Origin of the sequence: Streptomyces sp. CB09001, from assembly GCF_003369795.1 — a bacterium.
Classification (GTDB): domain Bacteria; phylum Actinomycetota; class Actinomycetes; order Streptomycetales; family Streptomycetaceae; genus Streptomyces.
Window position 1 is genome coordinate 4,932,588 of the sequence record NZ_CP026730.1, and the last position, 11,806, is coordinate 4,944,393.

Below are 11,806 nucleotides of genomic sequence, written 5' to 3' on the forward strand. Positions count from 1 at the left end.
TCCGGTCGCGTCGGTCCGGCTGTTCCAGCTGGTCAAAGCCCATCCCGCGCCGTGCTAGGGTTGTGAACACAACGGCGCGGGGTGGAGCAGCTCGGTAGCTCGCTGGGCTCATAACCCAGAGGTCGCAGGTTCAAATCCTGTCCCCGCTACTGAAGTCGTGAGCTGTGTGCGAACGACCATGAAGGCCCGGATTCCCACAAGGAATCCGGGCCTTCGTGATGTGCGAACGCATGTACCGGCGAACGCGACGGCCGCGCCGCCAAGGGGAGTTGGGCAGATCCGTGTTTGACTTGTCTCCCTGTGGGCATGTCGACAAAACGCTGAAGTGACCTCACTGACTGCGGTATACCGGATGTACCGAGGTTGCGGGTGGTGCGACGATGAACGTTATGGGGGACATGGCAAATCTGTTCGGGACAGGGCGTTTTGCGCAGCCGTCCGGTCAGCTTTCCGGTCAGGAGGAGGCCACGGACGAGGCTCAGGAAGCCGCCGACGAGGCCGCCGAGGAGGTGCGTCTGCGACTGGCCGTCGACGGTGGTGACGTGGAGGCGATGAGCGTGCTCGGCGCGATGCTGCTGCGCCGTGGCGACTTCGACGGAGCCGAGTCGCACCTGCGTGCCGCCACCGCGGCCGGCGACCGCGCCGCCGCCAACAACCTCGGCGTCCTGCTGCACCAGCGCGGATACGCCGAGGAGGCCGCCGGCTGGTGGCGCATCGCCGCCGTCGCCGGATCCGCCGCCGCCGCGCACGCGCTGGGCCGGCACTTCCGCGAACGCGGGGACGAGCCCGCCGCCGAGTACTGGCTGCGCCAGTCCGCGGAACAGGGCCATGTACTGGGCGCCTACGCGCTCGCCGACCTGCTGGAGCACCGCGGCGACGACACCGGTTCCGAGCGGTGGATGCGCGCCGCGGCCGAGCGCGGGCACCGGGAAGCGGCGTACCGGCTGGCCCGGACGCTGGACCGGCGGGCCGGGCAGGACGGCGACGACAAGGCCGCCGCACGCACCGCCGACGAGGCCGAGCAGTGGTTCCGGCAGGCCGCCGCGCGCGGTCACCGGCGGGGCGCGCTGCACCTCGGGACGATCCTGGAGAAGCGCGGCGAGCTCAAGGAGGCCGGCCGCTGGTACCTCACGTCCGCCAAGGACGGCGAGGCTCGCGCCGCCTGCGCGCTCGGCTTCCTGCTGCGGGATGCCGGGGACACCGAGAGCGCCGCCGTGTGGTGGCTGCGCGCAGCCCAGGACGGCGACGGCAACGCCGCCAACGCCCTGGGCGCGCTGCACGCCGAGCGCGGCGAGACCCAGACCGCGGAGCGCTGGTACCGGGCCGCGCTGGACGCCGGCGACGACAACGGGGCGTACAACCTCGGGCTGCTCTGTGCCGAGCAGGGGCGCACCACGCAGGCCGAGCAGTGGTACCGGAGGGCCGCGTACGCCGGACACCGGGAGGCGTCCAACGCGCTGGCCATCCTGCTGCTACGGGCCGGGGACGAGAGCGGCGCCGAGCCGTGGTTCTCCAAGGCCGCCGAGGCGGGCAGCGTCGACGCCGCCTTCAACCTCGGAATCCTGCACGCCGGGCGGAGCGAGGAGCGGGCGGCGCTGCGCTGGTACGAGCGGGCCGCCGCCGCCGGACACACCGAGGCGGCGCTCCAGGTCGGGATGGCACGGCTGCGCGGCGGGGACGAGCGCGAGGCGGAGCGGTTCCTGCGCTGTGCGGCGGGGGGCGGCAGCGCGGAGGCCGCGTACCGGCTGGCGACGGTGCTGGACGCGCGCCGGCCGCCGGCGCCCGCGCACGAGCTGGGCGAGCCGGCGCAGGAGAAGTCCGAGTGCGAGGAGTGGTACGAGCGGGCGGCCTCCCAGGGGCACCGGCGGGGCCAGGTGCGGGTCGGGATGCTCGCCGCGGCGCGGGGCGACGTGGTGGAGGCTGCGCGGTGGTACCGCGAGGCGGCCGAGGCCGGGTCCCGCAACGGCGCGTTCAACCTGGGGCTGCTGCTGGCCCGTGAGGGAAGCGAGCCCGAGGCCGTCGTGTGGTGGCGCAGGGCGGCCGACGCCGGGCACGGGCGGGCGGCGCTGCGGCTGGCGCTGGTGTGTGCGCGGCGGGGGGAGCTGGCGGAGGGGCAGCGGTGGGCGGACCTGGCGGTGTCGCTGGGGCCGCGGGAGGTGGGGGAGCGGGCGGCTCGGCTGCGGGACGCGTTGCGGCAGGAGCTGTCGGCGTAGCGCTGCGCTGAGCGTGGGCGCCTTGTGGAGGGGCCCGGGTTTTGGCTCGGCGGGAGTGGGAGACGCGGGCCGGCGCGTACCGGGTGCCTGCCCTCCCAGGTCCCCACCACCCACCCGTGCCGCCTCGGCAGCGCGATGGCCCGCACCCGGGCGGCGACGCACCTAGGGCCGGAATCCCATGGGATTCCGGCCCTAGGCCTTCAGTAGCGGGGACAGGATTTGAACCTGCGACCTCTGGGTTATGAGCCCAGCGAGCTACCGAGCTGCTCCACCCCGCGTCGATGAAGGGAACACTACGTCAACATGAAGACGAGAGGCAAATCCCTGCTCACGCCGCCGCGCAGTTCGGGCAGGTGCCGCGGTACGTCACCTCGACGTCCGACACCGTGAAACCGAAACGCTCCGAGTCGGGGAGGTCGGCCAGCGGGTTGCCGGTCGGGTGCACGTCGCGGATCGCGCCGCACCGCGCGCAGACCAGGTGGTGGTGCGGCCGGTGCGCGTTCGGGTCGTAGCGCTTGGCGCGCTTGTCCGTCGCGACCTCCAGCACCTCGCCGAGCGAGACCAGCTCACCCAGGGTGTTGTAGACCGTCGCCCGGGAGATCTCGGGGAGCTTGTCCACGGCCCGGGTGTGCACCTCGTCGGCCGTCAGGTGGACGTGCTCGCCGTCGAGGACCTCGGCCACGACGCGCCGCTGTGCGGTCATGCGCCAACCGCGCCCGCGCAGCCGTTCCAAAAGGTCACTCATACACATCAGCCTAACAGCAAGGGGGACCAGGTCCCGAATGGGTGTGACTTTGGAGTCCTGCTCGACTTAGACACTGTCCATTGTAGGAACCGGGGCGGCATTGGCCAAGAGGCACGGCTCGGGCGGGCCGGCGACCTGCGCCGGCCCGCACCTCGCTCCGTCTCGTCAGGCGGTCACCGCCGGGGCGTTGTGCGGGGAGCGCGCCGGTGCCCAGCGGCGGATGATGTCGCGCACCGAGACGATCCCGACGGGCTCGCCGCCCTCCAGGACGATGAGGTGGCGGAAGCCGCCGTGCGCCATCGCGCCCGCCGCCTCCTCCACGGTCCAGGTTGGGGCGGCGAAGACGACGTCGGTGGTGGTGTGGCCGTGGGCGCGCTCGGCGTCCGGGTCCTGGCCCCGGCCCACGGAGACGAGGACGTCGCGTTCGGTGAGGATCCCGATGCCGCCGGCGTCGGGGTCGTACACCACCGCCGCGCCGACGTGGCGTGCGGACATCAGGGCGGCGGCCTGGCGGAGTGTGTGGGCGGGACCGATGGTGAGGACGACCGTGCTCATGACTTCGCGGACGAGCATGGGTGGAGCCACCTCCTGCCGGTGATCCATGAGTTCGTTCATGGATTCACAAGTTCACAAGTGGGGGAGCTCTCAGAGTGGCAGGTAAAGCACGGGTCAACAAGGGGGCGCGGAGGGTGAGTCGGCGGGCGCTCAGTAGCGCTGGTTGAGATACCCGAGCAGCTCGTCGTGGAGCCGGCCGTTCGACGCCGCCGCGTTGCCGCTGTGCGGGCCGGGGCGGCCGTCGAGGCCGGTGAAGGTGCCGCCGGCCTCCGTGACGATGATCGCGTTCGCGGCCATGTCCCAGAGGGAGAGCTCCGGTTCGGCACAGATGTCCACCGAGCCCTCGGCGACCATCATGTACGGCCAGAAGTCCCCGTACGCGCGCGTGCGCCACACCTCACGGGTGAGGTCGAGGAAGCCGTCGAGCCGGCCCTGCTCCTCCCAGCCGCTCAGTGAGGAGTACGCGAAGGAGGCGTCGGAGAGCGTGGAGACCTGGGAGACGTGGAGCCGATGGGCTGAGGTCAGGCTGCGGCCGGTGAACGCGCCGTGGTCCTGCACCGCCCACCAGCGGCGGCCGAGGGCAGGTGCCGAGACGAGGCCCACGACGGGCTGGTAGCCGCCCTCCCTGGCCTCCATCAGGGAGATGAGGGTGGCCCAGACGGGGACACCGCGTACGTAGTTCTTGGTGCCGTCGATCGGGTCGATGACCCAGCGCCGCGGGCCGGTGCCCGCCACGCCGAACTCCTCGCCGTGGACCGAGTCGCGGGGGCGGGCGCGGGAGAGGTGGCCGCGGATGAGTTCCTCGGCGGCCTTGTCCGCCTCGCTCACCGGGGTCATGTCCGGCTTCGTCTCGACCTTCAGATCGAGGGCCTTGAAGCGGTCCATCGTCGCGGCGTCGGCGGCGTCGGCGAGTACGTGGGCGAGGCGGAGGTCGTCGAGGTAATCGGGCATGCCGTCACGCTATCTGTCGCGGGCGGGGCGGGGCTACCAGGGGTTTGGCGGGCGTGGCGGGGGCGGGAAGGCGGTGCGGGGGCGCTGCGCCGCGGGCGCGAGGACCCTTGACAGTGCTCCCATACCCGTCAAATCTGGCAGCAAGTCGCTCGGCCCATCCGGCAGCGTTCGCTCGGCCCGAGGGAGGCGAGGGTGCCTGCAGCCCGGGAGTCCCTGCTCGATGCCGCGTACACGGCGCTGGCGCGCAGGCCGTGGTCCGCCGTGCGGATGGTGGACGTGGCGGCTTCAGCCGGGGTGTCCCGGCAGACCCTCTACAACGAGTTCGGCAGCAAGGAGGGGCTCGCCCGGGCGCTCGTGCGGCGGGAGGCCGACGGCTATCTCGCCGGAGTGGAGCGCGCGCTCTCCGGGCCCAGCGACCCGCGCGAACGACTCACCGCCACCGCCGAGTGGATGATGTCGGCGGCCCACGACAACGCGCTGGTGAGGGCCATGCTCACGGGGTGCTGGAGCGAGCGGCTGCCCGCACCGGCCCTGACGGCGGTGCCCTCCTCCTCCGCCGTGCCGGCCCAGCGACGGGCCGACGGTCCGCTGCCCTCGCCCGGCGACTTCGTGGGTCTCGTCCGCGACCGGGCCGTGGCCGTCCTGGGCGGCGCCGGTCCCCTGCCGCCGCCGGACGCCGCCGAACTGGCCCGCTCCTGCGAACTGACCGTGCGCCTCGCCCTGTCCTGCGTCGCCGCGCCGCCCGCCGAGGGCGGGGTGGCGGACCTCGTACGCACCGCCCTGCCGCGCCGGCTGACGGCATGGCTGCCGGCAGTGCCGGCGCCGGACAGGCCCTAGTGTGCGGAGCCCGACAGCTGCAGCCCGATCACGCCGATGATGACGAAGCTGATCGAGACGATCTTCAGGGTCGAGACCAGGTCGCCGAGGAAGATCATGCCGTAGATGGCGGTGCCCGCCGCGCCGATGCCGGTCCACACCGCGTACGCGGGGCCGACGTCGAGCTTCTTCAGAGACATCGTCAGCAGGCCGAAACTGCCCAGCGCGAAGGCGCAGAAGGCGATGGTGGGCCAGAGCCGGGTGAAGCCGTGCGACAGCTTCAGACAGACGGCGAAGCCGGTTTCGAGCACTCCGGCCACTATGACCAGCAGCCACGCCATGTCTTGTCCTCCCGTGGTCCCTACCGTGACCGCTGTGTCGATGCCGATCAGTGGCCTCGTCCGACAACGACTTCGTCCGGCTTTGCTCGGGCTTGGTTCCGGCTTGGTGCGATTATGCACTTACCAACTGCACGGCACGCCAAACAACGCGACGGTCAGTCGCCTTCCTTGCGTTCCCGCGTCGACAGCAGCCGGCGCAGCGAGTACAGCCGGGCCGGGTCGGCGTGCCCCTCGGCGACCCAGGCGTCCAGCGCGCAGTCGGGCTCGTCGTGGCTGCACGCGCGCGGACAGCCCTCCGTGCCGGGCACCAGGTCGGGGAAGGCGTTGATCACCCGGGACGGGTCGATGTGCGCCAGCCCGAACGACCGTACGCCCGGGGTGTCGACGACCCAGCCGCCCTCCGCGGAGGACAGCGGCAGGGCGAGGGCCGAGGTCGTGGTGTGCCGGCCGCGGCCCGTCACCGCGTTCACATGACCCGTCACCCGGCGGCGGTCCTCGGGCACCAGCGTGTTGACCAGGGTCGTCTTGCCGACGCCGGAGTGGCCGACGAAGGCCGTGATCTTCCCGTCCAGGTGCTCGCGCACCAGGTCGGCGGCGGCGCCGTTCTCGAGCTCCTCCCGGCTGGTGACGACGTAGGGGATGTCCAACGCGCCGTACAGCTCGAGGAGTTCGTCCGGCGACGCCAGGTCCGACTTGGTCATCACCAGCAGCGGGGTGAGGCCGCCGTCGAACGCCGCGACCAGACAGCGGTCGATGAGGCGGGGCCGCGGCTCGGGGTCGGCGAGGGCGGTGACGATGGCGAGCTGGTCGGCGTTGGCGACGACCACCCGCTCGTAGGGGTCGTCGTCGTCGGCCGTGCGGCGCAGGACCGAGGTGCGCTCCTCGATGCGGACGATGCGCGCGAGCGTGTCCTTCTTGCCGGTGAGGTCGCCGACCAGGGCCACCCGGTCGCCGACGATCGCCGCCTTGCGGCCCAGTTCGCGGGCCTTCATCGCCATGACGATCCGGTCGTCGACGAGGCAGGTCAGCCGGCCGCGGTCCACGGTGAGGACCAGGCCCTCGGCGGCGTCCTCGTGCTTGGGCCGGATGTGGGTGCGCGGTCGGTTGCCCTTGCGGTTGGGGCGGGAGCGGATGTCGTCCTCGTCGGTGTGCTTGCCGTAGCGGCGCATGGCGATCCGTCCCTACGCCCCGAGCATCCCGGTCCACAGGTCGGGGAAGTCGGGCAGGGTCTTGGCGGTCGTCGCCACGTTCTCGATCTGCACACCCTCGACCGCGAGGCCGAGGACGGCGCCGGCGGTGGCCATGCGGTGGTCCTCGTAGGTGTGGAAGACGCCGCCGTGCAGCCGGCGCGGGCGGATGTGCAGACCGTCGGCGGTCTCGGTGACGTCACCGCCGAGTTCGTTGATCTCCTTGGTGAGTGCGGCCAGCCGGTCCGTCTCGTGCAGCCGCAGGTGGGCCACGCCGCGCAGGGTCGAAGGGGAGTCCGCGAGGGCGGCGACGGCCGCGATGCCCGGGGTCAGCTCGCCGACCTCGCTCAGGTCCACGTCGATGCCGTGGATCGCACCCGATCCGGTGAACACGAGTCCGAAGTCCGTCAGTTCGCAGGAACCGCCCATGTCGGTGAAGATCTCGCGCAGCCGGTCGCCGGGCTGGGTGGTGCGGGACGGCCAGTCCGGGATCACCACCTTGCCGCCGGTCACCAGCGCCGCCGCGAGGAAGGGCTGGGCGTTGGACAGGTCCGGCTCGATGGTCAGGTCCCGGCCGAGCAGTGCGCCCGGGGTGATGCGCCACACGTTCGGCTCGCCGCCGGACTCGGGGGTGTCGACCTGGGCGCCGACCGCGCGCAGCATGTCGACCGTCATGCGGATGTGCGGCATCGAGGGCAGCGCGGAACCGGTGTGGCGCACCTCGACGCCCTGGTTGAAGCGCGGCCCGGACAGCAGCAGGGCGCTGACGAACTGGGAGGAGGAGGACGCGTCGATCTCGACCGGGCCGCCCTCCAGGGCCCCGCCGCCGTGCACGGTCAACGGCAGCGCGCCGCGCCCGTCGTCGTCGACCCGGGCGCCCAGGACGCGCAGCGCGTCGATCACGCCGTGCAGCGGACGCTCGTACGACCGCGGGTCGCCGTCGAAACGGACGGGGCCGTCGGCCAGCGTGGCGACCGGCGGCAGGAAGCGCATGACCGTACCCGCGTTGCCGACGTCGACCGTGGCGGGGCCGCGCAGGCCCGCCGGGATGACCCGCCAGAACTCGCCGGTGCCCTCGGCGCCGACGCCCTCCTCGATCTCGACACCCATCGTGCGCAACGCCTCGGCCATCAGCAGGGTGTCGCGGGAGCGCAGCGGGCGGCGCAGCCAGCCGGGCTCGGAGGCGAGGGCGGCCAGCACCAGGGCGCGGTTGGTGACCGACTTGGATCCGGGCACGTGGACGGTCGCTTCGACGGCTCCGCTCGCATGCGGGGCGGGCCAGAGGGCGGTGTGCGCGGGGTTCACGGTCATGGGGCCCACTTTAATGGCTGAAGACGGTCGGAGATCTTGATCAAAAGCGCCGAAACCTGACCGAAAGCGCAACAGTGCACTTGCCATGCATATATGCGGAGCGTGAGAACGCCAGCGGGGGTCTCACAGCTCCAGCAGCCAGCGCCCCCCGCCGATCAGCGAGCACAGCGACACCGCGTGGAAGAGGAAGAACCACACTCCCGCCGGCGCGTGCGTCAGTCGCGCCAGCTGGTCCGCGTCCGAGTCGCCGGCGCCGCCCCGCGACCGCTTGGCCTGCAGCTCGAAGGCCGGGCGCACCCCGCCGAGCAGCAGGAACCACACCACGGCGTACGCGAACGCCGCCTGCACCTGGGGCCCGGCCAGCCACGACACCAGGACGAACGTGGCGCCGGTGACCACCACCGTCAGCACCCCGTAGGCGTTGCGGACCATCACCAGCAGCGCCACGAGCAGCGCCGTCGCCAGCCACAGCAGCAGGGTGATGCGCCCCGCCGCCAGCAGCGCGGCGCCGCCGAGGCCGAGCAGTGGGGGAGCGGTGTAACCGGCGACCGCGGTGAGGATCATGCCGACGCCGTGCGGTTTGCCCCGGCTGACGGTCAGACCGCTGGTGTCCGAGTGCAGGGTGATCCCGGTCAGGGTGCGGCCGGTCAGCAGGGCCACCAGGCCGTGGCCGCCCTCGTGGGCGATGGTGATCGCGTTGCGCGCCATCCGCCAGGACCCGCGCGTCGCGACGACGGCGAGCGCGGCCACCAGGGTCGCGATCACCACCCACAGGTCGGGGCCGGGCTGGGTGCCGGAGACCTCGTCCCACAGGGAGGTGAGCGAGGCCGATGCGAGGTGGTCCATGTTCGGGGCGGGCTCCTCGTAGTGACGGTCGAGCGGGTACGGCGCGCAGCGCCTCGTTGAGGGGTGGTGGCCGGGAGACGGGCGGGCCTGGCAGTCTGGCACGTATGTGCGGACGGTATGCGGCGAGTCGTCGACCCGAGGATCTCGCGGGAATCTTCGAGATCGAGAAGTGGGAGCCCAAGGAGAGCTTGGAACCCGACTACAACGTGGCCCCCACCAAGGAGGTCTACGCCGTCCTGGACCGTCCCCTGAAAGACGCCGAGGACCCGAAGCCGGTTCGCCAGCTGCGGAAGCTCAAGTGGGGCCTGGTCCCGTCCTGGTCCAAGACTCCCGAGGGCGGCGCCCGGATGATCAACGCCCGCGCGGAGACCGTCCACGAGAAGCCCTCCTACCGTCGCGCCTTCAGCACCCGGCGCTGCATCCTGCCCGCCGACGGCTACTACGAGTGGGTCACCGGCACGCAGGAGCGCGACCTGGAGGTCGAGGGACGCAAGAAGCGGCCCCGCAAGCAGCCGTACTTCGTGACCCCCGCCGACGGCTCCGTGTTCGCCATGGCCGGGCTCTACGAGTTCTGGCGGGACAAGACGCTGCCCGACGACCATCCCCAGGCCTGGTGGGTGACGTGCTCGGTGATCACCACCGAGGCAGAGACCGCGCCGCTCGCGGTCGCCCCGGCCGAGGGCCCGCACGCGCTGGCCGACATCCACCCGCGGATGCCCCTGATGCTGACGCCGGACCGCTGGGGCGACTGGCTCGACCCGGCGCGCACCGACCCCGACGAGCTGACCTCCCTGCTGGCACCCCCGCCCGCCGGGTTGATGCGGGCCTTCCCGGTCTCCACGGCCGTCAGCAACGTCCGCAACAACGGGCCGGAGCTGCTCAAGGAGCTGGAGGCACCCGAAGAGGGCACACTCTTCTGACGTGACGGATGCGACAGAAGTTGTGACAGAGGCGGTCGAGACGGATGCGGGCCCCGCCCGCATCACCTGGCACCGGGCGAAGCGCCCCCGACTCGTCCTCGCCGTGAGCCACGGCGCCGGCGGGGGCATCGAGGCGCGCGACCTGAAGGCACTGGCGGCCGTGCTCCCCGCCCACCGGGTGAGCGTGGCCCTCGTCGAGCAGCCCTGGCGGGTGGCGGGCAGGAAGCTGGCGCCCGCGCCGAAGACCCTGGACACCGGCTGGCGGGGCGTCTGGCCCGCGCTCGCCGCGCCCGGCCTGCCGGTGGTCTCGGGCGGCCGCAGCGCCGGCGCCCGCGTCGCCTGCCGCACGGCCCGCGAACTGGGCGCCCACGCCGTCCTCGCCCTCAGCTTCCCCCTGCACCCGCCGGGCAAGCCGGAGAAGTCCCGCGCCGACGAACTGCTCGGGGCCGGGGTGCCCACCCTGGTTGTCCAGGGCGGCAACGACCCCTTCGGCCGGCCCCAGGAGTTCCCGCAGGCGCCCGGGGAGACCTACGACCTGATCGAGGTGCCGTACGGCGACCACGGCTTCGCCGTGCCCAAGCGGGCGGAGATCGGCCAGGAGAGGGCGCTGGAGCTGATCACCGACGGTGTCCTGAAGTGGACCGGCTCACTCGGCTGAACGCCCGGGAATGCCCGGGAGGCGGCCACTGTTGTGCCGTGCGTATGTTGCTGGGAACCAGCACCGACGCCGTAGGAGAGGAAGTCCGCCGCATGGGTTCAGCCTTCTGCCCGAGCCGCAGCAGCCGGTCCGACCTGGACTGGACGGTGCTGCACGCGGCGAAGACCGCCCCCATTCGGGCGGCGGGCGGACCGGATCGTCGTCTATCCTCCGATTCGAGTGAGACCGGTCTCGGTTTCACGACAACAGCGGAGGAGGTGGGTCCGGTCACTGGGACCGACGCAGGGACCGAACACGGCCAGGCGGAGCAGCCCGAGGGCCGGGGTACGGACGCGGAGTCGACCGCGGAGCGCAGCGCGCGCTTCGAGCGGGACGCGCTGGAGTTCCTCGACCAGATGTACTCGGCCGCGCTGCGCATGACACGTAATCCGGCCGACGCCGAGGACCTGGTGCAGGAGACCTACGCCAAGGCGTACGCGTCCTTCCACCAGTTCCGCGAGGGCACCAACCTCAAGGCGTGGCTGTACCGCATCCTCACCAACACCTTCATCAACTCGTACCGCAAGAAGCAGCGCGAACCCCAGCGCAGCGCGGCCGAGGAGATCGAGGACTGGCAGCTCGCGCGTGCCGAGTCGCACATGTCGACGGGTCTGCGCTCCGCGGAGTCGCAGGCGCTCGACCACCTGCCCGACTCGGACGTGAAGCAGGCGCTCCAGGCGATCCCCGAGGAATTCCGTATCGCCGTGTATTTGGCGGACGTCGAGGGCTTTGCCTACAAGGAGATCGCGGACATCATGGGGACACCCATCGGTACGGTGATGTCCCGACTGCACCGTGGACGCCGTCAGCTGCGCGGCATGCTGGAGGACTACGCCCGCGACCGCGGCCTGGTCCCCGCCGGCGCCGGAGAGTCGAACGAAGCGAAAGGCTCGGGGTCATGAGCTGCGGAGAGCCGCACGAGACGGATTGCAGCGAAATCCTCGATCATCTCTACGAGTTTCTCGACAAAGAGATGCCGGACTCGGACTGCGTGAAGTTCGAGCACCACTTCGAGGAGTGCTCGCCCTGCCTGGAGAAGTACGGGCTGGAGCAGGCCGTGAAGAAGCTGGTCAAGCGGTGCTGCGGACAGGACGACGTGCCGGGTGACCTGCGGGCCAAGGTCATGGGACGGCTGGACCTGATCCGGACCGGGCAGTCCGTGCCCGAACACGACGTCACCGCCGCACCGTCGGCGGCTCCACGGGAGACCTGACCCGGCCTGAG

General features: G+C 71.9%; 13 protein-coding genes and 2 tRNA genes. 7 read left to right on the forward strand and 8 right to left on the reverse strand.

What is annotated here, in order from left to right:
• Positions 1 to 75: 75 nt before the first annotated feature.
• Both C4J65_RS23105 and C4J65_RS23110 read left to right on the forward strand, forming a co-directional pair.
• Positions 76 to 149, forward strand: a tRNA-Met gene (locus C4J65_RS23105).
• A gap of 240 nt (positions 150 to 389) precedes the next feature.
• Positions 390 to 2,213: a tetratricopeptide repeat protein gene (locus C4J65_RS23110; RefSeq protein WP_115744110.1), complete on the forward strand. Its 1,824-nt coding sequence runs from the start codon at positions 390 to 392 to the stop codon at positions 2,211 to 2,213.
• 204 nt (positions 2,214 to 2,417) lie between these two features.
• Here C4J65_RS23110 and C4J65_RS23115 read toward each other — a convergent pair.
• The 4 genes from C4J65_RS23115 to hisN all read right to left on the reverse strand — a co-directional run bounded on the left by C4J65_RS23115 (position 2,418) and on the right by hisN (position 4,464).
• A tRNA-Met gene (locus C4J65_RS23115) sits at positions 2,418 to 2,491 on the reverse strand.
• A gap of 50 nt (positions 2,492 to 2,541) precedes the next feature.
• Positions 2,542 to 2,958: a Fur family transcriptional regulator gene (locus tag C4J65_RS23120; RefSeq protein WP_115744111.1), complete on the reverse strand. Its 417-nt coding sequence runs from the start codon at positions 2,956 to 2,958 to the stop codon at positions 2,542 to 2,544.
• 165 nt (positions 2,959 to 3,123) lie between these two features.
• Positions 3,124 to 3,531, reverse strand: a complete 408-nt coding sequence (locus tag C4J65_RS23125) for a CBS domain-containing protein (RefSeq protein ID WP_162833306.1) — start codon at positions 3,529 to 3,531, stop codon at positions 3,124 to 3,126.
• Positions 3,532 to 3,663: 132 nt separating this feature from the next.
• Positions 3,664 to 4,464: a histidinol-phosphatase gene (gene hisN / locus C4J65_RS23130; protein ID WP_115744112.1), complete on the reverse strand. Its 801-nt coding sequence runs from the start codon at positions 4,462 to 4,464 to the stop codon at positions 3,664 to 3,666.
• A 192-nt stretch (positions 4,465 to 4,656) separates the two neighbouring features.
• Here hisN and C4J65_RS23135 point away from each other — a divergent pair, with 192 nt between their 5' ends.
• On the forward strand, positions 4,657 to 5,301 hold the full coding sequence (locus C4J65_RS23135) for a TetR/AcrR family transcriptional regulator (RefSeq protein WP_115744113.1): 645 nt from the start codon (positions 4,657 to 4,659) through the stop codon (positions 5,299 to 5,301).
• On the opposite strand, the gene C4J65_RS23140 is transcribed toward C4J65_RS23135, so the two are convergent.
• The 4 genes from C4J65_RS23140 to C4J65_RS23155 all read right to left on the reverse strand — a co-directional run bounded on the left by C4J65_RS23140 (position 5,298) and on the right by C4J65_RS23155 (position 8,965).
• Complete coding sequence (locus C4J65_RS23140; protein WP_003973762.1) at positions 5,298 to 5,621, reverse strand: multidrug efflux SMR transporter; 324 nt, start codon at positions 5,619 to 5,621, stop codon at positions 5,298 to 5,300. The two genes, C4J65_RS23135 and C4J65_RS23140, sit on opposite strands and share 4 nt — an antisense overlap.
• 155 nt (positions 5,622 to 5,776) lie before the next feature.
• Positions 5,777 to 6,790, reverse strand: a complete 1,014-nt coding sequence (gene rsgA / locus C4J65_RS23145) for a ribosome small subunit-dependent GTPase A (protein WP_115744114.1) — start codon at positions 6,788 to 6,790, stop codon at positions 5,777 to 5,779.
• Positions 6,791 to 6,802: 12 nt separating this feature from the next.
• On the reverse strand, positions 6,803 to 8,119 hold the full coding sequence (aroA, locus tag C4J65_RS23150) for a 3-phosphoshikimate 1-carboxyvinyltransferase (protein WP_115744115.1): 1,317 nt from the start codon (positions 8,117 to 8,119) through the stop codon (positions 6,803 to 6,805).
• Positions 8,120 to 8,242: 123 nt separating this feature from the next.
• Positions 8,243 to 8,965 (reverse strand): M50 family metallopeptidase, encoded by a 723-nt coding sequence (locus tag C4J65_RS23155; RefSeq protein WP_115744116.1) that lies wholly within the window; start codon positions 8,963 to 8,965, stop codon positions 8,243 to 8,245.
• 104 nt (positions 8,966 to 9,069) lie between these two features.
• Here C4J65_RS23155 and C4J65_RS23160 point away from each other — a divergent pair, with 104 nt between their 5' ends.
• The 4 genes from C4J65_RS23160 to rsrA all read left to right on the forward strand — a co-directional run bounded on the left by C4J65_RS23160 (position 9,070) and on the right by rsrA (position 11,795).
• Complete coding sequence (locus tag C4J65_RS23160; protein ID WP_115744117.1) at positions 9,070 to 9,885, forward strand: SOS response-associated peptidase; 816 nt, start codon at positions 9,070 to 9,072, stop codon at positions 9,883 to 9,885.
• A gap of 22 nt (positions 9,886 to 9,907) precedes the next feature.
• Positions 9,908 to 10,543 (forward strand): alpha/beta family hydrolase, encoded by a 636-nt coding sequence (locus tag C4J65_RS23165; RefSeq protein WP_115744118.1) that lies wholly within the window; start codon positions 9,908 to 9,910, stop codon positions 10,541 to 10,543.
• Positions 10,544 to 10,800: 257 nt separating this feature from the next.
• Positions 10,801 to 11,484, forward strand: a complete 684-nt coding sequence (sigR, locus tag C4J65_RS23170; protein ID WP_087807317.1) for an RNA polymerase sigma factor SigR — start codon at positions 10,801 to 10,803, stop codon at positions 11,482 to 11,484.
• Positions 11,481 to 11,795, forward strand: coding sequence for a mycothiol system anti-sigma-R factor (rsrA, locus tag C4J65_RS23175; RefSeq protein WP_115744119.1), 315 nt, complete (start codon positions 11,481 to 11,483; stop codon positions 11,793 to 11,795). Before sigR ends, rsrA begins: the two co-directional genes overlap by 4 nt.
• The last annotated feature ends 11 nt before the right edge of the window (positions 11,796 to 11,806 follow it).